Source organism: Faecalispora jeddahensis (assembly GCF_000577335.1).
GTDB lineage: Bacteria > Bacillota > Clostridia > Oscillospirales > Acutalibacteraceae > Faecalispora > Faecalispora jeddahensis.
The window spans coordinates 19,400-39,328 of sequence record NZ_CBYL010000012.1 but is presented as its reverse complement, the minus strand read 5'-3'; the positions used below and the strand labels follow the sequence as shown (position 1 = coordinate 39,328).

Genomic DNA, 19,929 nt, shown 5'->3' with positions numbered 1-19,929 from the left:
GCTAACGATTCCGCCGGATGGCGGAAAAAAACCTCCACATTTCCGGCTCCGGATTTGTGGAGGTTTTTATTGTGGTTAGAATTGGCGGGTAAAAATATCGCTCTTCTCGAGCAGATCCTCAACGGTATCGAATCCCAGGCGATGCAAAAGCTCTATAACGTAGGGATTATCGATGGGGGTGGGGTAGGTAGCGGTATTGCCGTATTCAAATACGTTCTTTCGGCCTTCCTCTTTCGGAATCAGAGCCTTCGGCCCGCCAACACAGCCGCCGACACAACCCATGCCTTCAATAAAGTTAGCAGTCAGCTTGCCCTCCAGAGCGCTGCTGAGCATCTCTTTGCAGGCACGCACGCCGTCTGCATGCGCTGCACGAACGGAAATCTTACGGTCTGGGTTCAGGCGTGCTACCGTGCTCTGTACCGCCTCGCTGACGCCGCCGGTACCGGCATAGATACGGCCGGCGCGGGAAGAGTGGTCGCGTTCATCTTCGGGCATAGAGGCCAAATCGATTCCGGCAAAGTCGAAAACGTCTTTGATTTCCTGGAACGTCAGGACAAAATCGGTGGAATCCGAAACATCAGGCTCCCTTGCCTCCGCTTTTTTGGCCAGGCATGGCCCAATAAAAATGGTAATTGCGCCCGGGTACATGGTTTTAATGGAACGTCCGCAGGCTACCATGGGCGAAACAGCACCCGGCACGTGAGGGATCAATTGCTTGTACACCTTGCGGATCATCGAAATCCACATGGGACAGCAGCAGCTGGTCAGCTGATAATCCTCTTCTTTTTGAATGTTTTTATCAAATTCCAAAGCTTCCTTCAGCGTGAGGATGTCCGCAAACAGCGCCACCTCAACCATGCCGTCGAATCCGATTTTCTTAAAGGCGCTGCGCAGCTTGCCGGGGGTGACATCGCTGCTGAACTGGTTGATAAAAGCCGGTGCTACCATTGCGTAAACAGGGGTTTGCGCATGCTGAATGGCGGCCAGTGCGGGAAGAATATCGCGGCTTTCCGTCAGCTTTTTGGCATGACAGTTGTTGACGCACTCGGAACAGCCAACGCACAAATCCTTATTAATCGAGATATTTCCGTTTTCATCGCGGTACAGTGCATCAAACAGGCACTTTCCAGCGCAGGATGTATTTGATTTATCAGTGCAGTCGCAGTCGCCGATCCGGATCACCGGCGCGTATTTTGACGGGTTGAGCAGGCAATCCAAATGATGGGGGTCAAATCCGTCCTGCGTGGCTTGTTCCAACTCCTCATCCAGATGATTCTGTACGGAAGCCTTGACCAGTCTGTTGTAAAGTTCTTCAAATGTTGTCATGATAATGCTCCTTTTGCCGGGGCGCATGATCTGTGCAAGAGAAACGCCCGTTTCCATGTTATTTTGGGGATTCCTGGAACTATTATACGATTATTGAAGAAATTATTCAATGGACAGGCTGTTTGAAACAATCGGCAGGGCTTTATTGATTCTGTAAATTTATGATAACCTTTCGCCGCAGATTAAGGCGGAATTCCGGGCGGCTATCGAAAGTGACTTAAACATCCAGCGTATCCATCAGGCTGCGCATTGCGAGGATCGTGCGTTCAATCAGCTCGTCCAAAGACCAGCCGAGCATTTCAGCGCCCCTTGAGATAACCTCGCGGGAGCATCCTGCCGCAAAGCCGGTGGATTTGAATTTCTTCTTGACCGATTTCAACTCCAGATCAGAAACACTTTTGGATGGCCGCATAATCGCCACCGCGCCGATCAGACCGGTGAGCTCATCTGTTGCATACAGAATCTTCTCCATGATGTGCTCCGGGGGAATATCCACACGGATCAGGTGCCCATGGCTGGCCACCGCGCGGATCAGCCGTTCATCCAGCCCGCGCTCGCGCATGATCTCCTGACATTTAACACAGTGCTGCTCCGGGTATTGTTCAAAGTCCAAATCGTGAAGCAGGCCTACCACTTTCCAGAAATCCACGTTTTCCGGGTCGTATTCCTGCGCAAAATAGCCCATCACGCCGGATACAATTTTCGCGTGGCGAAGATGAAATTCGTCCTGATTATACTCTTCCAGCAGAGCCTGCGCCTGCTCCAGGGTGGGAATGGTTCCCATATCGGTCACTCCTTTTGCTTGTGTTTGTCGTTAGTATAACGCAGAAATCTGTGAATGTCCACTATGACTTTTATAACATATATGTATAGATCGACAAATGGACAAAAAAGGATGATACAGCATAGCTGTATCATCCTTGACAGTGTGCAGTCAGTAGCATTCTATGACAACGAAGGAATCAAACGGAATACTGTGTCCTTCCGCGTCATACACAGTAACCGTTCCATTATCTGCATTCTCATTGGATGAGAATACGACCGCAAAGGGTTTGCCGGGTTCTACCTCATGGATTTCTGTCGGGAGAGTTCTCTTTTCAAATACCCTTTCAACCTTTACAGCGTTCACTTGATTGATAGACAACACGGCAAAGCCCTTTCCGTAGCTAAAGCCCTGTATCCCTTCTATTATATCTGTATCTGCAAGGCTGCCTCCATCCCGAAAAAAATAGCCAACAGATCGACTATTGTGCGTTTCATATAGGGCATAGCTGCCTTGGCTCTGAGATTCGTCATAAAAGAGAACCGCAGAAAATTTATCTGAAGTAGCGGAGACTGCTTTCCAGCTGGCGTCAATATTTTGCGATTTTCGGGCATCCGATTCCAGATTGCTTTTCATTACGCCCCAGGAAATAAAATGAGAGCCTGCAAGGAAAAGGGAGAGGCATATACAGAAAGCTGCGATACCGATCACATAACGCTTTTTCATCAATAAAGCCCTCCTGCAATACGATATGAAACAACGACTGGAGAAGGAATTTTAGCCGAATCAAACAGGATGCTTTAAAAAATACACCACAACACTGCCAAGAGCCATAATAATGGTGAACGCGACCCCGACCTTCTCGTTAAAGATATGCAGCATATTATAAATTTCTTCAGTTTGCAGCAGGTGAAAAATGTCTTCGGCACTTTTCCCACCCTGGCGCATTTTATGCTTCAAGAAAAGATAAGAGAACAAATAAAAGACAGACAGCGCAATATACAGGGAAATCATCCCCACAGAGGTATCGCGGCCCATGGCAAACTCAGCGAAAGCGAAAGCGAACACCAGCAGGGTAGCAATCATGATCAATTGCAGGACATAATATTTTATGTATTTCAAAAAAATCCTTCTTTCTTAAAATGATCAGCAGTTTTCTCTATTCTTGCGCTGTGTCATCTTCGATTGATATGTCGCCGGCCGATTGGCCGTAATGATCCAGAAAGCTATGAATTTGACCGCCCTGGCGGTAGCCGAGAACGGTATCGAGGTTTACGTTGTGCATGCTGCGGAAAATATTGATGTCTACCTGGGGGTTGTCCTTGCGCAGGCGGGCGATCAGCTCTTTTACCATCGCGCGCTTTGAGCCGTTGTTTTCTTTTTCTGTGCAGACGGGAGCGTTTTCAGACAAAGGACACCCGCAGCGCACGAATTCGAGTGAGTTGTAGCGCTTCCAGGCCAGCACATCGCGCTCACGCACCAGATACAGCGGGCGGATGATTTCCATGCCGGGAAAGTTGGTGCTGGGGAGCTTTGGCATCATGGTGCGGATTTCCGCGCCGTAAAGCATGCTCATCATTGTGGTTTCGATGACGTCGTCAAAATGATGCGCCAGCGCAATTTTGTTGCAGCCAAGCTCTTTCGCTTTGGCATACAGATGGCCGCGCCGCATTCTGGCACACAAATAGCAGGGATTCCCGCCGGAATGGCTGACGATCTCGAAAATACGCGAGGAAAATATCGTCAGGGGGATCCCCAGCTTCTCGGCATTTTGAGCGATCAGCTGCCGGTTATATTCATTATAGCCGGGGTCCATCGACAAAAATTCCAGTTCAAAGGGAATTTCCGTATGGCGCTGCAGCATTTGTAGACACTTGGCCAGAAGCATGGAGTCCTTGCCGCCGGAAATACACACGGCGATCCGATCGCCCGGCAAAATCAGCTGATAATCCTTGATTCCACCGATCATGCGGTTCCAGATTTCTTTTTTATACTTTTTGAGAATACTTTGTTCGATCTTCTGTGTTTCTTCCATCCTATCGCGCCTTTATTTTAGAATAGTGACTGATTTCTCCCGCGCCTTCGGTAAGAGAGAAATCGTCGTTTTTACATGGATTGCATTTCAGATTATAGCACGCCCATCCCGCTGTGGTCAAACAAAAGAAAGCGAAAAGCGGCTGGTACCACTTTTCGCTTTGATAGAGACAGCAACATATGAATTACGCCGCTCTCAAGGCAGATCCTGATTTCTGTGCGGAAGGGGAACCTCCGGCATCAGCTCGTCGTACATCACGGTCAGAATATGATCCAACAGAGTGACCTCCTGCGGGGTAAAACGGTCCTTGATCCGGTCAATCACGGTCAGAATATAGCCGTGATTCAGATTGTAATACTCAAAATATTTCGGAGTGACCTCTAAAAAATACTCCCGCTTATCCGTTTTAGAACGGATTTTTTTGAGATACCCCTTCTGGATCAGGTTCGTCACCTTATAAGCCGCGTTGGGAGGGGATATCTGGGCAAAGGAGGCAAATTCATTGACCGTTGGGTGCCCCAACGCATGAATAATTTCAATGCAGTAAGTTTCCACCGTAGTCAGGCTCGCTTCGCGGCTTTCAAACCGGGAAAATACCTTCCGATAAAAATGAAGCTTAAATTTTGTATATACGTCTGACAAGGATTGTTCTAGCATTCGTGATCTCCTTTGCGGGCATGCGGGCACCCTCTGGCACAGGGCAGCCCGCGTCAAATTTCGTAGGCCTGTTCACTGCAGGATTCAGTCGCCGATGGCAAAGGTCAGCTCAGCAGAAGCAGCTACCTTGCCGTTTACGGTAGCTGTGGCGGTTCCAAAGCCGACCGGCCCGCGCTGGCGGGTGAGCTCGCAGGTGAGCTCCAGCACGTCGCCGGGCACCACCTGCTGCTTGAAGCGGGCATTTTTAATGCCGCCGAAGAACGCGATCTTCCCGCGGTTTTCTTCCACGGACAAAATTGCGACAGCGCCTACCTGAGCCAGCGCCTCAATGATCAACACGCCGGGCATCACGTGCTTCTGCGGGAAATGCCCGCAGAAAAACGGTTCGTTTGCGGTAACACATTTGATTCCCTTGGCCCACGCGCCAGGCTCGCCGTCTACGATTTTGTCCACCAGCAGGAACGGGTAGCGGTGGGGCAGGATCTCCTGAATCTGATTGGAATCGAGCTGCATGTTATTCTCCCTCCCAGCGTTTGAGTATCAGGCTGGCGTTATGCCCGCCAAATCCCAGAGAGTTCGAGAGCGCATAGCGCAGATCGGCCTTGCGGCCAGTATTCGGCACAACGTCCAGATCGCACTCTTCATCCGGTACCCGGTAGTTGATGGTGGGGGGGACAAAGCCCTCCTTCAGTGCAAGGACACATAAAAGCGCTTCCACCGCGCCGCTGGCTCCCAGCAGATGGCCTGTCATCGACTTGGTAGAGCTGATCATCAGGCGTTTGGCGTATTCGCCGAACACCGCCTTCACAGCGGCGGTTTCGCCTTTATCGTTCAGCGGGGTAGAGGTTCCGTGCGCGTTGATATAGTCAACCTGTTCGGGGGTGATTCCGGCGTCCTCAATTGCCTGACGCATGCTTTCCTGTGCGGCGCCCCCGTCCGGGTCAGGAGCCGTAATGTGATACGCGTCGCAGGTAGAGCCGTAACCGATCACTTCTCCGTAGATTTTTGCACCGCGCGCCTGCGCGTGCTCCAGGCCTTCCAGCACCAGCATCGCAGCGCCCTCGCCCATGACAAAGCCGTCGCGCTCCTTGTCAAAGGGGATAGAGGCCCGGTTCGGGTCGTTTGATTCCGACAGCGCCTTCATCGAGGTAAAGCCACCGATGCCCAGTGGGGTGATGGAGGATTCCGCGCCGCCGCAGATGGCGACATCCGCGTGACCGCCACGGATCAGACGCATGGCGTCGCCTACGGCGTTGGTGCCGCCGGCGCAGGCGGTAACCGGGCAGGTGACCATGCCGCGGAAGCCGCAGCGGATCGCGATGTGCGCCGCGCCCATGTTGGCGATGGACATCGGGATAAAATAGGGGGAAACGCGGTCAAAGCCCTTCTGCTCGCCGCGCGCGTGCTCGTCCGCAATCGTGCCCAGTCCGCCGATGCCGCTGGAAACGATCACGGCGCAGCGGTACGCATTCTCCTGCTCTGTAACGATGCCGCTGTCATGGAACGCCTGATCCGCGGCGGCGATAGCGAGCTGCGTGAAGCGGTCGAGCTTTCTGACTTCGCGCTTATCGATATAGTTTTCCGGCTGAAAGTTTTTGACCTCACCGGCAATTTTTACTTTTTGATTCGAAGTATCATACAGCGTGATTTCTCCGATTCCGCAGACGCCGTCCTTTGCGGAGCGCCAGGTTTCGTCTGCGGTCAGGCCGATGGGGGTAACCGCCCCCAGTCCGGTGATGACAACACGTCGTTCCGTCATAGTAACCTCCTGAAAATGTCCGCTCATTGGCGGTAATTCTGTTTCAAAATGAACGTCAAACGGCCATGCCGCCGTCTACGCAAAGCACCTGGCCGGTGATATACCCGGCCCCTTCGCTGGCAAAAAAGGCAACAGCCGCGGCGATTTCTTCGGGTTTTCCGGCGCGGGCCATGGGGATGCCCTGCAGCAGCTGATCCTTTACCGCATCCGGCAGTACGCCGGTCATGTCGGTTTCGATCATGCCGGGAGCGACGGCGTTTACCGTCACGCTGCGCCCGGCCAGCTCTTTGGCCAGTGATTTGGTGATGCCGATCAGTCCCGCCTTGCTGGCGGAATAGTTGACCTGCCCGGGGTTCCCGCGCACACCGGCCACGCTGCTCATGTTGATGATTCGCCCCCAGCGCTGCTTCATCATAATGCGCGAAGCGAGCTTCATGCACAGGAACGCGCCCTTGAGATTGGTGTTGATTACTTCGTCAAAATTGTCTTCGCTCATGCGCAGAATCAGTCCGTCGCGGGTGATGCCGGCGTTATTGACGAGAATATCCACGGCTTTAAAGGCCTCCTGCGCTTTCGCAAAGAGTTCTTCGCAGCCTGCGGCAGAGGAAACGTCCGCCTGCACCAGAATAACCTGTGCACCGAGCTCGCGGCATTCAGCGGCGGTTTCTTCCGCGGCCTGAAGGTTGCCTGCGTAGTTGATCACAAGGTTTTTGCCCTCGGCGGCGAAGTGCTTGCAAATGGCGCGGCCAATGCCGCGGCTGCCGCCGGTAACGATGGCGGTTCTGACAGTTTGACTCATTGTGCGGCTCCTTTCAGCGCTTCGATTGTGGCGCGCAGGCTTTCGGCGTCTTCTACGGAGTACGTTTTGATATTCTTGGTTGTTTTGCGCACAAACCCGGCAAGAACCTTGCCCGGACCGATTTCTACCGCAGTGTCGATGCCGGCCTGTTCCATAGTGCGGATGGAATCCTCAAAATACACGCTGCTCTGCACCTGGCGCTCCAGCAGAGCGGGGATGCTTTCTCCCGGCTGCAAGGGCTTTGCGGTGGTGTTGAAGATCACGGGGAATTTCATCTCCCCAAAAGAAATGTTTTTGAAATAATCAGCCAGTGCATCCCCGGCGGGATGCATCAGCGAGCTGTGGAACGGGCCGGGCAGATGAAGCGGAATGCAGCGCCGGGCTCCGGCTGCGAGCGCCAGTTCGCCCGCCTTTTCTACAGCAGCTTTTTCACCGGCAATGACCAGCTGGCCGGGGCAGTTGTAGTTTGCGATTTCCACCACGCCCAAAACAGAGGCCTCATCGCAGACCTTCTGCAGCTCACCGCGGTCCAGATTCATGATTGCGGCCATTGCGCAGGGCAAATCGCCCACGGCGGTTTCCATCGCCTTGCCGCGGAATGCCGTGAGGGCAATGGCGGTGTCGGGATCAAACACACCGGCGGCTGTCAGGGCGGAGTATTCCCCAAGGCTCAGTCCGGCTACCATTTCAGGAACAATGCCCTCCTGCTCGAGAAGAGCGGTGATGCCGGAGCAAAAGGCCACCATGCACGGCTGGGTGTTGCGCGTCTGGTTCAGTTCTTCGTCGGGGCCATTCTGAATCAGCGCTTTCAGATCAAATCCGGCGGCGGCGGTGTCGTAGAAGCGCCGGAACTCCGGGTACTGCTCATACAGATCCATGCCCATCCCGACATGCTGGTTTCCTTGTCCCGCATATAAAAAAGCCAATTTCATTGAGAATCCCTCCATCCTTGTTTCAGTTCCTCCAGCAGCTTCTGCACCGGCAGGATGCGATCCAGCCGCCAGGCGTTGCTGCCGCAGAAGAATAAGCCTTCCTCCCAGTTGCCACGCACAGCCTCAGACAGCGCTTTGGTAATGCAGTATGGCGTTGTCGCGGGATCGCACGGGTGAAGACAGTCGGCGCATTTCTGCACCGGAATGCGCAGCTCCTTGCGCAGGCGCTGAATCAGCGGAGAATTCAGCGCGCGGCCCGGCATTCCCACCGGGCTTTTGATGAGGCAGATGTCCTCTTTTTTTGCAGCGACCAGAATCTCTTTATAACGCTCTGAAGCGTCGCATTCCTCTGTAGCGATAAAGCGGGTGCCGATTTGCACGCCCGCTGCGCCCAGCTTCAAAAACCGGGCAATATCCTCTGCGGTATAAACACCCCCGGCCACGAACACCGGAATGCGTCTTTGGTATTTCTCTTCATACGGTTTGATTTCCGCCAGTACCTCCGGCAAAATCTGCTCCGGGGTCTGCGCGGTGCCGTTCTCCAGCTCTTCCGCATGAAAACCGAGGTGTCCTCCGGCCATCGGCCCTTCGATCACGATGAAATCGGGGCAGACCTGATGCCGTTTATCCCACAGGCGGCAGATGGTGTGTGCCGCTCTTCCGCTCGAAACGATGGGGGCGATCGCCGTTTGGCTGCCCTTCACATAGGCGGGAAGATCCGAGGGGAGACCGGCTCCGGAAATCACCGCGTCTGCGCCTGCCTCCACTGCGGCCTGGATGGTTTCTTCATAGTGGGTGGTGGCGACCATGGCGTTGATGGCAACCCACCCGTTGCCCTGTGCAATTTGTTTTGCTTTCTGAATCTGCTCTTTTAAAGCGGCAATGTTGCACCGCATGGCATTCTTCCAGAAATCCGGCGCCGCAAAGCCGGGATTGGCCGCGCTGATCACGCCCATTGCGCCGTGCTTTGCCACGTGGCCCGCCAGATTCCCGAGGGAAACGCCGATCCCCATGCCGCCCTGAATGATTGGCAGCAGCAGGGGCCGTTCCTTGACAAGAACCATATCAGCGCTCCTGTTCCAGCTTTGTCAGGGTATCGAGATATCCCTGATAAAGCTCCTCAAAAATCTGTCGCAGGGGCTTGATGTCGCGCAGCTGTCCCGCTACCTGGCCCGCCATCAGCGAACCGTTGTCCACATCGCCGTCAAACACGGCGCGGCGCAAAGAACCGAGCGTGTAATGCTCCAGCTCCATTTTATCGGCTCCCGCAGCTTCCTTTTTCAGGTATTCGCGGGCCATCTTGTTTTTGAGCAGGCGGACAGGAACACCCGCCGAGCGGCCGGTAACGGTTGTGCCGTTATCTTTGGCCTTGAGGATTGCCGCCTTGTAATTGGAGTGAATGGGGCATTCCTCGCTGACGAGCAGGCAGGTGCCGAGCTGTGCGCCGATGGCTCCCAGTGCGAACGCCGCCAAAAGCTGCCGCCCGCTGGCAATGCCGCCCGCGGCGATCACGGGCAGGTCTATCGCGTCCGCTACCTGCGGCACCAGCGCCATGGTGGTCAGCTCGCCGACATGCCCGCCGCTTTCGGTTCCCTCCGCGATCACGGCGTCGGCGCCGTATTCCGCTACCCGCTTGGCCAGAGCCACGCCGGGTACGACCGGGATGACCTTTGCGCCCGCGTCCTTCCACATGGAGATATAAGAGCTGGGGTTGCCCGCGCCGGTTGTGATGACGGGAATTTTTTCTTCCGCCGCCAGCTCTGCCATTTCTTTGGCCTGCGGGTGCATCAGCATAATGTTTGCGCCGAAGGGCCTATCGGTTTTCTCCTTGCAGATCCGGATGTTTTCCCGAAAGGAATCCAGATTCATACCGCCGGCCCCGATCAGGCCAAGGCCGCCCGCGTTTGAAACCGCTGCGGCAAATTCGCCGGTGGCGATGTTGGCCATACCGCCCTGTATAAACGGAAATTCAATTCCGAGCCAGTTGTTCAGTCTCATGTTGATTCCTCCTTTTACCATTCCAGAACTGCGCCGCCCCAGGTGAGGCCCGCTCCGAATCCGACACAAAGCGTGCGTGTTCCGGGCGAAAGCATGCCCTGTTCCGCCATTTCGTCCAGAGCGATCGGGATGCTTGCGGCAGAAGTGTTGCCGTAATTCTGTACGTTCATGTAGAATTTTTCTTCGGGAAGATGTGTTTTGCGGATCACACTGGAAATGATGCGCTGATTTGCCTGATGGCATACAAAATAATCGATTTGATCTGCGGAAAGCTGCGCTTTCTGCAGGGTTTCTTCAATGCAGCGAGGCACCGTTTCCACCGCAAAGCGGAACACGTCGCTCCCGTTCATGAAAATGCGGTGGCACTCCGCCCCCGATTCGTTGGTGCAGCCCAGCAGCGTATCATCGCCGCTGCAGCCCAGCACGCTGGTAAAGGCGTAATCGTCCGAAAGCTCGATGACTGCCGCGCCCGCGCCATCACCGAACAAAACGCAGGTGCTCCGATCGTCAAAATCCAACACTTTAGAAATGACCTCGCTGCCGATCAGCAGCGCGCGGGAATAACCGCTTTGCAGCAAAAGCCCCCGAACGACAGTCAGGCCGTACAGAAAGCCTGTGCAGCCGACGCTGATATCGAAGGAGGGGCAGTCCTCCGGCAGGGAAAGACGGTGCTGCACCTGTGTGGCAACGGCAGGGGACATGTGGTCGGGCGTAAAGGTGGCTACCACGCAGGCGCCGATTTCCTCCGGCTTCGCTCCCGCGCGTTCCATCGCCTTTTGTGCGGCGGCGGTCGCCAGGTCCGCATTGCTTTCTCCCTGCACGAAATGTCTTTGACGGATTCCAGTGCGGGTAGAAATCCACTCGTCGTTGGTATCTGTCAGCTTGCTGATGTCATCATTTGTGACGATTTTCTCCGGAACGCAGCGCCCGGTTCCTAAAATATGAATTCCGGTCATATGGCCTCCTTTGACGTGCCGATTTTTCTGAATTTATCGTATCGCTGATTGGCCAGCCGTTCTCCGCTGAGGGGCAGCAGCTCCTTCAGGTTTCGCAGCAAAGCCTCATCCAGCGCGGTGTAAACCGCATCGGGGGTCCGGTGAGCGCCGCCGCGCGGCTCCGGCACAATTTCATCCGCCACGCCGAAACGGAGCAAATCCTGAGCGGTCAGCTTCATCATTCCGCTGGCTTCGGCGCTGCGGGAGGAATCCTTCCACAAAATAGAGGCGAAGCCCTCGGGTGACAGGACAGAGTATACAGCGTTTTCCAGCATCAGCAGGCGGTTTGCAACGCCGAGCGCCAGAGCACCGCCGCTGCCGCCTTCCCCGGTAACCACGGCAATCACAGGCACCGAAAGCTGGCTCATCGCGGCCAGATTGCGCGCAATCGCTTCGCTTTGGCCGTTCGTTTCCGCTTCCAGACCCGGGAATGCGCCGGGCGTATCAATAAAGGTGATGATGGAGCGCCCGAATTTTTCGGCCTGTTTCATCAGGCGCAGGGCTTTGCGGTATCCCTCGGGGCCGGGCATTCCAAAATTATAGTACAGGTTTTCATCCAGGTTTTTTCCTTTGCAGTGACCGATCACCGTTACGGGAATCCCGTGGTAAAACGCTACGCCGCCCAGAATGCTCTTGTCGTCTTTATTCAGGCGGTCGCCCCGCAGTTCAAAGAAATCCTGAAACAGCGCCGCGGTGTAATCGCGTACGCCGGGGCGCTTCGGCCGGCGGGCCAGATAGACCTTATCGGCCGGGGTAAGCTCGGGGTAGGCTTCGAGCAGCTTTCTGCGTTCTCCCTCCAGCTGCCAGATGCGCAGCTGGGGAACTTTGGATTTTTCCCGCAGGGCGGCAAGCTCCTGATCCAGCTGATCCAGCTGAAGCTCTGTCTCTTTGATCATGCGGGCATCCCTCCTTTTTGATGAATCAGCAGCAGAAAGCCCAGGGTGGACTTCATTTCACCGCGCGGCACAATGCGATCCACAAAACCGTGCTCCTCCTGAAATTCTGCGCGCTGAAAGCCCTCGGGCAGCTTCTGGCGGATGGTCTGCTCAATAACGCGGGGGCCGGCAAAACCGATCAGCGCGCCGGGCTCCGCGAGTGTGATATCGCCAAGGCCCGCAAAACTGGCGCTGACTCCTCCGGTTGTCGGGTGCGTCAGGTAAGAGATATACAGGCCGCCCTCCTTTGCAAAACGGGCCAGCGCGGCGCTGGTTTTCGCCATCTGCATCAAAGAGAGGATTCCCTCCTGCATTCTTGCGCCGCCGCTGGCACTGAAAATGATCAGGGGAAGCTGTTTTTCCAGGGCGTATTCCACGGCACTGGTGACGATTTCGCCTACCTGAACGCCCATGCTGCCCATAAAAAAGCGGCTGTCCAGCACCGCCACAACGGCGGGCTGGTTGTAAATCTTCAGAGAAGCAAACAAAGCAGCCTCAGGCAGCCCTGTTTTCTGCCGGCTTTCTTCCAGCTTTTCCGGGTACCCGGGGAAATCCAGCGGGTTTTCCGGGCAGGCAGGCAGATCGAGAATCCGCAGGCTTCCCGGGTCCGCCAGCATATTCAGGCGCTCCTTCGCAGAAATCGGAAGATGATGCCCGCACTGGGGGCAGACCATCTGCCGATCGGACAAGTGTGCCCGTAAGATTTCTTTTTTGCAGCCCGGGCAGGTGGTGTAGCCCAGAACTTCTTTTTCGCTCGATTCTTTGCGGGCCTTTTGGGTAGGCAGGCGAAGCATCGAGAATAAGGTCATTTTAGGATGTGGGGAATGTTGATTCATGGCCTGTTCCTTTCTTTCGGTAAAAACAAAATCAACCCTGTTCGTTTTATTCTTTGTTGTTTTCCATAAATGTAACAATATCTCTTACGGTATGAAAGGCAATCAGCTCTTCGTCGGATATTGTGACGGTAAAGGTGTCCTCCAATTCCATCCCCAGCTCTGCAAGGTCGAACGAATCCAGGCCAAGATCATCCTTCAGGCTGGCCTGCATAGTCACAACACTTTCGCTGAGGTTGGTTCTGCTCACGATTAAATCTCTGATTTTTTCAAAAATCATGATTGTAACCTCTTCTCCGAAAACTGCTAAATAGTTAAAAATATTTAATTAAAAAAATTTAATGTTATGGTATTCCAATTGCCGTAAAAAGTCAAGAAAAATTTCTGAAAAAGAATGGGACAGCCCCGAAAAAAGCATGCTCTGCTTGACTTTTCGCATGGTATCCGGTAAAATCAGGAACAAGATGATCCGTACCATAAATTGGATTTTAATGCTGGCCTGCAGAAGCATTGGAAAGCGGTTGGATTTGGAAAAGGCGAAAACAGACAGCATATTTTAAATGATTCGCTCGCGGGCCGGAATCCCAGCGGGTGTTTTTTGACTTTTTTCCTGTGATAAAAAAGATGCGCACCGTTTTGAGGGTGGATTTTGTCTGACGCACGGTGATATGGATACTGGACCGGACAGACGGGAATAGACTGCGATGATCGGAGGTTGCAGATGGAAAGAATACGGATTGGCTGCCGTGACAACGCGCTTGCGGTGATCCATGCGAAACGAATTCTGCAGAAAATAAAAAGAGCGGACTCTTCCTGCCAGTTGGATATGGTGACCATTGCACAGGCAGAGGAACAGGTGCTGGACCTGACAGAGGAAACGGCCCACAAGGAGACACCGGTTGGGGAACTGGATCGGGCGCTGCTGGACGGAAGAATCGATCTGGCCGTGTGCGATCTGGGGGAACTTCCCCCGCAGCTTACGCCCGGGCTTTCCATTGCGGCGTATTCTGCGCGTTCAGATGCAAAAGACACTCTGGTTCTGCCAAGCGGGACAGAGCACCCGGATACGGAGAGGCCGATCGGCGCATCGGGCGCACATCGCCGCATGCAGGCAGGGGTATTGTATCCCCGTTTTGACATCGCCCCGATCCGCGGGGATGTTCAAAGCAGGCTCAAACGCTTGGACCGCGGGGATTATTCTGCACTGATTCTGCCTTGTGATGCGCTGGCCCGTTTGGGAATCCGCAACCGCAGCAGCCGGGTTTTTTCGGAGCAGGAGATCGTTCCGGTGGCAGGGCAGGGGATTCTGGCCGTCATGACCAGAGAGGATGAGGTTCACGACTGCCTTTCAGGCGTAGATGATTTTCTCAGCCGGTGCTGTGCAAAGGCGGAGCGTACGTTTATTGAATTGTTTGAAGATACCTGCAATAACCCGATCGCCGCGTTTGCGCAAATACAGGATAATGAATTGCAGCTGACCGGCTTTTACAGTGATGGCGAGCGAAGCTGCAAGCGGCAGCTGACCGGCCCGCTCTCTGAAGCGCGAAAGCTTGGGGAACGCTTGGCGGAGGAAGTCAAGCAATGGTATGAAAATGGGTGACGGACAGGCGGCAATGATTGCTTCTTACATAAGAAAGGTGTTTGCATTGACTGTGAAATTTTAATATCTATCTGGAACCAACCGAAGGGAGAAATCAATCTATGACTCGTTCTGAGCAGTTGTTTGAGGAAGCGGCCCGGTATATCCCTGGCGGGGTAAACAACCCTCTGCGTTCATTTGCAGAAATAGGGCAGACGCCCCGCTTTATCCGCCGTGCGGATGAATCCCGTGTTTACGATGTGGACGGTCATGTTTATATTGATTTTGTGTGTTCCGGGGGCGCCGCGCTGCTGGGTCACAATCCGCCTTTGGTGAGAAAGGCTGTGCTCGAGGCAGTTCAGAACGGTCTGAATTACGAGGCTTGCGCCGAAACCGAGCTGAAGCTGGCAAAGCTGATCGTTCAGCTGGTTCCGTCCGTTCAGATGGTGCGAATGGTCAGCTCCGTCACCGAAGCGATTTTGAGTGCGGTTTGCGTGGCACGCAGCGTAACAGGCAGAAAACGCCTGATTAAATTTGCCGGGTGCCGCCACGGCAGCTTTGACGCGGTGGAGGGGGAAGGAGATTCCTCTGGATCTTCTTTGCTCTGCGGCAGCGATCAGGACGCGCTTGTGGCGCAATATAATGATCTGAACAGCGTGGAACATTTATTTGAAAAGAATCAGGGGCAGATTGCCGCAGTGATCATAGAGCCGCTGGCGGCTCACATGGGAATCGTTGAACCGGAACCGGAATTTTTACAGAACCTGCGAAAGCTTTGCAGCCAAAACAAAACCATTCTGATTTTTGACGAAACAGTCACCGGATTTCGGCTGGCCCTTGGCGGCGCACAGGAATACTATGGGGTAAAGCCGGATATGACTATCTTCGGAGAGATCATCGGGGCAGGGCTGCCGGCGGGCGCCTTTGGCGGGAGCAGGGCGATCATGGAGCAGCTGGCTCCCGTAGGGCCCGTGTACCAGACGGATGCCTGCAACGGGAATCCGGTGGCAATGGCGGCTGGCTTTGCGCAGCTGAGTTCGGTATTGAATCAGCCTCTTTTATATGAAAAACTGGCAAGAGAAGGGGAAAAGCTGCGGGCTGGCCTGCGCGGGTTGTTCCCGCAGTGCACAGTCGGCGGCGTTGGCTCTGTCAGCAGCCTGCTCTTTACGCCCGGCCCTGTCAAAAATGACAAGGATGCCAGAAGCAGTGACAAAGGTGAGTTTGTCCGCTATTTTTCTCATATGCTGGAAAACGGTATCTTTATGATGCCGTCTCAGTTTGAACCCATCTTTCTCTCCGGCGCTCACACAGAGCGCGATGTGGAAATGTTTTTGGAGGCTTCGGCCGAGTTTCTGGCATAAGTTGGAAAAATATTTTTGAAAATAATAATTATTCTTAAAAATCTATTGAAATTCAAATCATCTTCCTGTATAATGTGTGTTAGTAAAGGATAACTGCGAAAGCAGTTTCAAAAATTTATGATACGTATAGGAGGTAAATTTGATATGACAAACTTAATTGGACGTGAACTCCCGGATTTTAAACTGCAGGCGTATCATCAGGGTGAGCTCAAGGAGATCTCCCGCGAGGATTTGGAAGGCCAGTGGAGCATCCTGTTTTTCTACCCGGCTGATTTTTCCTTCGTTTGCCCGACAGAGCTTGGCGATCTGGCAGATCATTATAGCGATTTCAAGAAGATTGGCGTAGAGGTGTATTCCGTATCGACCGACAGCCAGTATGTTCATAAGGCCTGGGCGGATGCCTCCGATACCATCAAGAAAATTCAGTATCCCATGCTGGCCGACCGGGCCGGGGCGCTCTCGAAAGAGCTTGGGATTTATGTGGAATCCGGCGGTTTGGCGCTGCGCGGTACTTTTATCGTAAATCCGCAGGGCAAGATTGTCGCCTACGAGGTGAATGATCTGGGAATCGGCCGAAATGCAGAAGAGGTTCTGCGTAAGGTGCAGGCCGCTCAGTTTGTCGACAAACACGGCGACCAGGTTTGCCCCGCTAAGTGGAAGCCCGGCGAAGAGACCCTTTCTCCCAGCCTGAATCTGGTTGGTAAGCTGTAATAACGAAATAACGTCAGTTTGCTTTATCAAGTGAACTGATAAGAAAACGGAGATATCTTCCCCTTCTTTTGGAAGGGGAAGATATCAAGAGTTTTGAATCAGTGGAATAATGATAATGAAAAGGCCGCTGCCGGAATGGCGGCGGCTATTTTTAAAGGGGAGTATTACAACATGAATCCGATTTATGATCTGATTATCATCGGGGCCGGCAGTGCGGGACTGGCTGCCGGTGTTTATGCGGGGCGTGCAAAGCTTAAGACGCTGATTCTGGAAAAAAGCAATCCGGGCGGTCAGGTGGGGAATACCGCAGAGGTTGTGAACTACCCCGGCATCCGCAGGACGAGCGGCCCGGAGCTTGTGGAAGAGATGAAAAATCACGTCCGAGATTTTGGCGTAAAGATTGAAACAGCTGAGATCGAGCGGGTGGAACTGTCCGGAGAGATCAAAAAGCTCTATTCCCCCTCCGGAACGTATCAAAGCCGCGCGGTGATCATTGCAACCGGGGCATCGCCCCGTCACGGCGGATTTAAAGGGGAAGAGCTTTACAGCGGGCACGGAGTTGCGTACTGTGCCACCTGCGACGGCGAATTTTTCAGTGGGCTCGATATCTTCGTGATCGGGGGAGGCTATGCCGCGGCAGAGGAGGCTATTTACCTGACCCGCTTTGCCAAATCGGTTACGATTGTCATCCGCGGCAAAGACTTCAGCTGTGCAAGAACAGTAGCGGAGAAGGCAATTGCGCATCCGAAGATCACTGTAAAGTATAACACCTTGCTTGAAAAGATAGAAGGAGACAGTCTGCCTCGCCGGGCATACTTTCAGGATAAGCTGACCGGAGAAACCAGCGTGTATGACGCCGGGGAAAATGGAACATTCGGCGTGTTCGTTTTTGTGGGGTACGACCCCGCGACTGAGCTGTTCCGCGAACAGGTGGATATGGACGAGGATGGATATATTCTGACCGACGATGCCATGCACACCAATGTACCGGGCGTTTTTGCCGCCGGCGACCTGCGTCCGAAGCTGCTGCGCCAGATCGTTACCGCGGTAGCTGACGGTGCGGTGGCGGCCACTTCGGCTGAAAAGTATATCACCAGCGAAAAGGAACGTCTGGGCCTTCCGATGTTTGAGGAGGATGCTGCAACAGCTGAACCTGAGCTGGAACAAAAAGAGGACAAAGCGGAGAATCCTGCCTCTGTTTCGGACGGAACCTATTTGGGAGGCGATTTGAAGGAACAGCTGGCACAGGTATTCCAGCGCCTGAAAAAAGAAATGACGATTGTCACGGTAGTCGATCCTTCAAATCAGAAGTCTTTGGAGCTGGAGGGCTTCCTTCGCGAAATAGAGCCGTTGAGCGATCTGATTCATCTGCGTGTGCTGCAGAAGGGTGAAGACCCTGAGTTGGAGCAGTCGCTTGGAATTGAACGTTACCCCGTCGCTGCTTTTCTGGACGAGAACGGCCGTTTCAGCGGAGTGAAGTTCAGCGGAGTTCCCGGCGGCCACGAAATTAATTCGTTTGTACTGGGCATTCTCCATCTGGCTGCGGAGGATAAGCTGACTGAGGAGCAGCTGGAGAAAATCCGTCAGCTTCCGCCTAACACCACGCTGAAGATAGGGGTAACGCTTGCGTGCCCGTATTGCCCCGACGTCGTTGCGGCGGCGCATTCCATTGCGATCGCCAGCGGAGGAAACGTCACGGCGGAAATGATGGATGTGGCTTTGTTCCCGGATATTCGGGAGAAGTATCACATCATGAGTGTTCCTGCTCTCATCGTCAACAGCAATGAGCAGGCCACCTTTGGGGCGCAGTCATTCGATCAGGTTCTCCAGAAAGTGATGGAGGGCTGATTTCACTTTCACATTTTGCAGGGCTTTCGGCCAATCAGGCTGGGAGCTCTGTTTTTTTATTCTTTCGTCCCAGAGACTCCTTTCCGTCAACCTCAATTTTTCAAATTGTAAACTAAATAATCATAAATATGGTTGACAATGCAAAATGAGCCTGCTACAATAAGGCAAACATGTTTTTTCAGCGGGCCTGCCAGATCGTCAGACAACTGAATCAGCGCAACATCAAATCCTGCGGGATCATTTTCCTTACCGAAGACGGATGGGGAAAGGAATGTTGTTTTCCAAGTTGTATGGCTATCAAGAACAGTGAATGGCAATTGATTAGGAGGATGTCACGAAATGAGTATCGTGCAGATTTGGAAAGAAAAAATTCTGTCCGGCGGGGAGATTGACCGCCCCGGAGCAGAAGAATTGCTGAAAGCACCGCTTGAAGAATTGTGTGAAGCGGCGAATGAAGTCCGCGAAAAGCTGAACGGCAACACACTGGATACCTGTTCGATTCTAAACGGAAAAAGCGGTTTATGTACCGAAAACTGTAAGTATTGCGCACAGGCCCGCGGACATAAAACCGGGGTGGAAGAATATCCGCTGCTCACAGTAGACCGCATTGTGGAAGAGGGCCTGCAAACCGCTGAAGCAGGAGTGGACCGTTTTTCGGTCGTTACCTCCGGGGTACGGGTATCCGACGCAGAGGTCGACGTTTTGTGCCGTGCCTACGCCAAAATTCATGAGCAGTCCGATATTCAGCTGTGCGCTTCTCATGGCCTCATTAATTATGAGCAGTTTTTGCGCCTGAAAGAGGCCGGCATTACCCGCATTCATAATAACCTCGAAACCTCCCGCAGGTTTTTTCCGCGGGTCTGCACCACTCATACGTACGATGATAAGATCGAAACCATCCGGGCGGCCCAAAAAGCAGGTCTTGAGATTTGCAGCGGCGGCATTATCGGAATGGGCGAGGAAATGAGCGATCGTTTGGATATGGCTTTTGAGCTGCGCGATCTGGGTGTTGAATCGATCCCTGTCAACGTGCTGATGGCAATTCCGGGTACTCCCCTGCAGGATCAGCCCTTGCTGCCCGAGCCTGAAATTCTGCGTACGATTGCGCTGTTCCGGTTGATCAACCCCACAGCCAACATCCGTCTGGCCGGCGGACGCAATTCTATGACAGACTGCGGCCGACTGGCTTTGCACGCCGGTGCAAACGCTTCAATTACGGGCAACATGCTGACTACTTCCGGCAATACGGTGGAAGAGGATTTCGAAATGTTCACCAAGGCCGGCTTCCAGCTGCGCCGTCAGGTACGGGTCTGATTCATATTGTTTTTGCGAACAAGATTACCTATCATAACATAAAAGAACACCGGGGATGGTTTCGGCCATTCCCGGTGCTCTTTT

Annotated in this window: 21 protein-coding genes; 5 read left to right on the top strand and 16 right to left on the bottom strand. The window is 53.7% G+C overall.

What is annotated here, in order from left to right; all coding sequences use genetic code 11:
- Positions 1-75: 75 nt before the first annotated feature.
- The 16 genes from TY09_RS06605 to TY09_RS06530 form a co-directional block, all read right to left on the bottom strand.
- Positions 76-1,383: a [Fe-Fe] hydrogenase large subunit C-terminal domain-containing protein gene (locus TY09_RS06605; RefSeq protein ID WP_042432248.1), complete on the bottom strand. Its 1,308-nt coding sequence runs from the start codon at positions 1,381-1,383 to the stop codon at positions 76-78.
- Positions 1,384-1,543: 160 nt separating this feature from the next.
- Positions 1,544-2,110: an HDIG domain-containing metalloprotein gene (locus TY09_RS06600; protein WP_042432245.1), complete on the bottom strand. Its 567-nt coding sequence runs from the start codon at positions 2,108-2,110 to the stop codon at positions 1,544-1,546.
- 150 nt (positions 2,111-2,260) lie between these two features.
- Positions 2,261-2,815 carry a hypothetical protein gene (locus TY09_RS06595; protein ID WP_042432243.1) on the bottom strand — a complete coding sequence of 185 codons (555 nt, stop codon included), beginning with the start codon at positions 2,813-2,815 and terminating at the stop codon, positions 2,261-2,263.
- 60 nt (positions 2,816-2,875) lie between these two features.
- The gene (locus tag TY09_RS06590) at positions 2,876-3,211 is read right to left on the bottom strand and encodes a hypothetical protein (RefSeq protein WP_009063478.1); all 336 of its coding nucleotides are present in this window, start codon (positions 3,209-3,211) and stop codon (positions 2,876-2,878) included.
- 37 nt (positions 3,212-3,248) lie between these two features.
- A complete protein-coding gene (locus TY09_RS06585; RefSeq protein WP_042432240.1) occupies positions 3,249-4,124 on the bottom strand; it encodes a tRNA lysidine(34) synthetase in 876 nt (291 codons plus the stop codon).
- Positions 4,125-4,319: 195 nt separating this feature from the next.
- Positions 4,320-4,781 (bottom strand): MarR family transcriptional regulator, encoded by a 462-nt coding sequence (locus TY09_RS06580; RefSeq protein ID WP_042432237.1) that lies wholly within the window; start codon positions 4,779-4,781, stop codon positions 4,320-4,322.
- Between the two features lie 84 nt (positions 4,782-4,865).
- On the bottom strand, positions 4,866-5,294 hold the full coding sequence (gene fabZ, locus TY09_RS06575) for a 3-hydroxyacyl-ACP dehydratase FabZ (protein ID WP_042432233.1): 429 nt from the start codon (positions 5,292-5,294) through the stop codon (positions 4,866-4,868).
- Position 5,295: 1 nt separating this feature from the next.
- Positions 5,296-6,540, bottom strand: a complete 1,245-nt coding sequence (gene fabF, locus TY09_RS06570) for a beta-ketoacyl-ACP synthase II (RefSeq protein WP_042432230.1) — start codon at positions 6,538-6,540, stop codon at positions 5,296-5,298.
- A 55-nt stretch (positions 6,541-6,595) separates the two neighbouring features.
- Positions 6,596-7,339, bottom strand: coding sequence for a 3-oxoacyl-[acyl-carrier-protein] reductase (gene fabG / locus TY09_RS06565; protein WP_042432227.1), 744 nt, complete (start codon positions 7,337-7,339; stop codon positions 6,596-6,598).
- On the bottom strand, positions 7,336-8,271 hold the full coding sequence (gene fabD / locus TY09_RS06560) for an ACP S-malonyltransferase (protein ID WP_042432224.1): 936 nt from the start codon (positions 8,269-8,271) through the stop codon (positions 7,336-7,338). The genes fabG and fabD overlap by 4 nt, the downstream gene beginning before the upstream one ends.
- Positions 8,268-9,335, bottom strand: coding sequence for an NAD(P)H-dependent flavin oxidoreductase (locus TY09_RS06555; RefSeq protein ID WP_042432223.1), 1,068 nt, complete (start codon positions 9,333-9,335; stop codon positions 8,268-8,270). The genes fabD and TY09_RS06555 overlap by 4 nt, the downstream gene beginning before the upstream one ends.
- 1 nt (position 9,336) lies before the next feature.
- On the bottom strand, positions 9,337-10,269 hold the full coding sequence (locus tag TY09_RS06550) for a nitronate monooxygenase (protein WP_042432220.1): 933 nt from the start codon (positions 10,267-10,269) through the stop codon (positions 9,337-9,339).
- Positions 10,270-10,283: 14 nt separating this feature from the next.
- The gene (locus TY09_RS06545; protein WP_042432216.1) at positions 10,284-11,225 is read right to left on the bottom strand and encodes a beta-ketoacyl-ACP synthase III; all 942 of its coding nucleotides are present in this window, start codon (positions 11,223-11,225) and stop codon (positions 10,284-10,286) included.
- A complete protein-coding gene (locus tag TY09_RS06540) occupies positions 11,222-12,160 on the bottom strand; it encodes an acetyl-CoA carboxylase carboxyltransferase subunit alpha (protein ID WP_042432213.1) in 939 nt (312 codons plus the stop codon). Before TY09_RS06540 ends, TY09_RS06545 begins: the two co-directional genes overlap by 4 nt.
- Positions 12,157-12,993: an acetyl-CoA carboxylase, carboxyltransferase subunit beta gene (gene accD / locus TY09_RS06535; RefSeq protein WP_187119587.1), complete on the bottom strand. Its 837-nt coding sequence runs from the start codon at positions 12,991-12,993 to the stop codon at positions 12,157-12,159. The genes TY09_RS06540 and accD overlap by 4 nt, the downstream gene beginning before the upstream one ends.
- 88 nt (positions 12,994-13,081) lie before the next feature.
- Entirely contained in the window at positions 13,082-13,312 is a 231-nt protein-coding gene (locus TY09_RS06530; protein ID WP_042432207.1) for an acyl carrier protein, read from the bottom strand.
- A gap of 441 nt (positions 13,313-13,753) precedes the next feature.
- Here TY09_RS06530 and hemC point away from each other — a divergent pair, with 441 nt between their 5' ends.
- The 5 genes from hemC (at position 13,754) to bioB (ending at position 19,845) form a co-directional block, all read left to right on the top strand.
- Complete coding sequence (hemC, locus tag TY09_RS06520; RefSeq protein ID WP_042432201.1) at positions 13,754-14,632, top strand: hydroxymethylbilane synthase; 879 nt, start codon at positions 13,754-13,756, stop codon at positions 14,630-14,632.
- Between the two features lie 101 nt (positions 14,633-14,733).
- Positions 14,734-15,972: a glutamate-1-semialdehyde 2,1-aminomutase gene (locus TY09_RS06515; RefSeq protein WP_042432198.1), complete on the top strand. Its 1,239-nt coding sequence runs from the start codon at positions 14,734-14,736 to the stop codon at positions 15,970-15,972.
- Positions 15,973-16,116: 144 nt separating this feature from the next.
- Entirely contained in the window at positions 16,117-16,683 is a 567-nt protein-coding gene (gene ahpC / locus TY09_RS06510; RefSeq protein WP_009063554.1) for an alkyl hydroperoxide reductase subunit C, read from the top strand.
- A 93-nt stretch (positions 16,684-16,776) separates the two neighbouring features.
- Positions 16,777-18,531, top strand: a complete 1,755-nt coding sequence (locus TY09_RS06505) for an FAD-dependent oxidoreductase (protein WP_081759613.1) — start codon at positions 16,777-16,779, stop codon at positions 18,529-18,531.
- 339 nt (positions 18,532-18,870) lie between these two features.
- Positions 18,871-19,845 (top strand): biotin synthase BioB, encoded by a 975-nt coding sequence (gene bioB, locus TY09_RS06500; RefSeq protein WP_042432194.1) that lies wholly within the window; start codon positions 18,871-18,873, stop codon positions 19,843-19,845.
- Positions 19,846-19,929 lie beyond the last annotated feature (84 nt).

Coding starts and splice junctions, on each gene's coding strand:
- TY09_RS06605 (WP_042432248.1), bottom strand. CDS start 1,383: ATGGAAACGGGCGTTTCTCTTGCACAGATCATGCGCCCCGGCAAAAGG.
- TY09_RS06600 (WP_042432245.1), bottom strand. CDS start 2,110: ATGGGAACCATTCCCACCCTGGAGCAGGCGCAGGCTCTGCTGGAAGAG.
- TY09_RS06595 (WP_042432243.1), bottom strand. CDS start 2,815: ATGAAAAAGCGTTATGTGATCGGTATCGCAGCTTTCTGTATATGCCTC.
- TY09_RS06585 (WP_042432240.1), bottom strand. CDS start 4,124: ATGGAAGAAACACAGAAGATCGAACAAAGTATTCTCAAAAAGTATAAA.
- TY09_RS06580 (WP_042432237.1), bottom strand. CDS start 4,781: ATGCTAGAACAATCCTTGTCAGACGTATATACAAAATTTAAGCTTCAT.
- fabZ (WP_042432233.1), bottom strand. CDS start 5,294: ATGCAGCTCGATTCCAATCAGATTCAGGAGATCCTGCCCCACCGCTAC.
- fabF (WP_042432230.1), bottom strand. CDS start 6,540: ATGACGGAACGACGTGTTGTCATCACCGGACTGGGGGCGGTTACCCCC.
- fabG (WP_042432227.1), bottom strand. CDS start 7,339: ATGAGTCAAACTGTCAGAACCGCCATCGTTACCGGCGGCAGCCGCGGC.
- fabD (WP_042432224.1), bottom strand. CDS start 8,271: ATGAAATTGGCTTTTTTATATGCGGGACAAGGAAACCAGCATGTCGGG.
- TY09_RS06555 (WP_042432223.1), bottom strand. CDS start 9,335: ATGGTTCTTGTCAAGGAACGGCCCCTGCTGCTGCCAATCATTCAGGGC.
- TY09_RS06550 (WP_042432220.1), bottom strand. CDS start 10,269: ATGAGACTGAACAACTGGCTCGGAATTGAATTTCCGTTTATACAGGGC.
- TY09_RS06545 (WP_042432216.1), bottom strand. CDS start 11,225: ATGACCGGAATTCATATTTTAGGAACCGGGCGCTGCGTTCCGGAGAAA.
- TY09_RS06540 (WP_042432213.1), bottom strand. CDS start 12,160: ATGATCAAAGAGACAGAGCTTCAGCTGGATCAGCTGGATCAGGAGCTT.
- accD (WP_187119587.1), bottom strand. CDS start 12,993: ATGCTTCGCCTGCCTACCCAAAAGGCCCGCAAAGAATCGAGCGAAAAA.
- TY09_RS06530 (WP_042432207.1), bottom strand. CDS start 13,312: ATGATTTTTGAAAAAATCAGAGATTTAATCGTGAGCAGAACCAACCTC.
- hemC (WP_042432201.1), top strand. CDS start 13,754: ATGGAAAGAATACGGATTGGCTGCCGTGACAACGCGCTTGCGGTGATC.
- TY09_RS06515 (WP_042432198.1), top strand. CDS start 14,734: ATGACTCGTTCTGAGCAGTTGTTTGAGGAAGCGGCCCGGTATATCCCT.
- ahpC (WP_009063554.1), top strand. CDS start 16,117: ATGACAAACTTAATTGGACGTGAACTCCCGGATTTTAAACTGCAGGCG.
- bioB (WP_042432194.1), top strand. CDS start 18,871: ATGAGTATCGTGCAGATTTGGAAAGAAAAAATTCTGTCCGGCGGGGAG.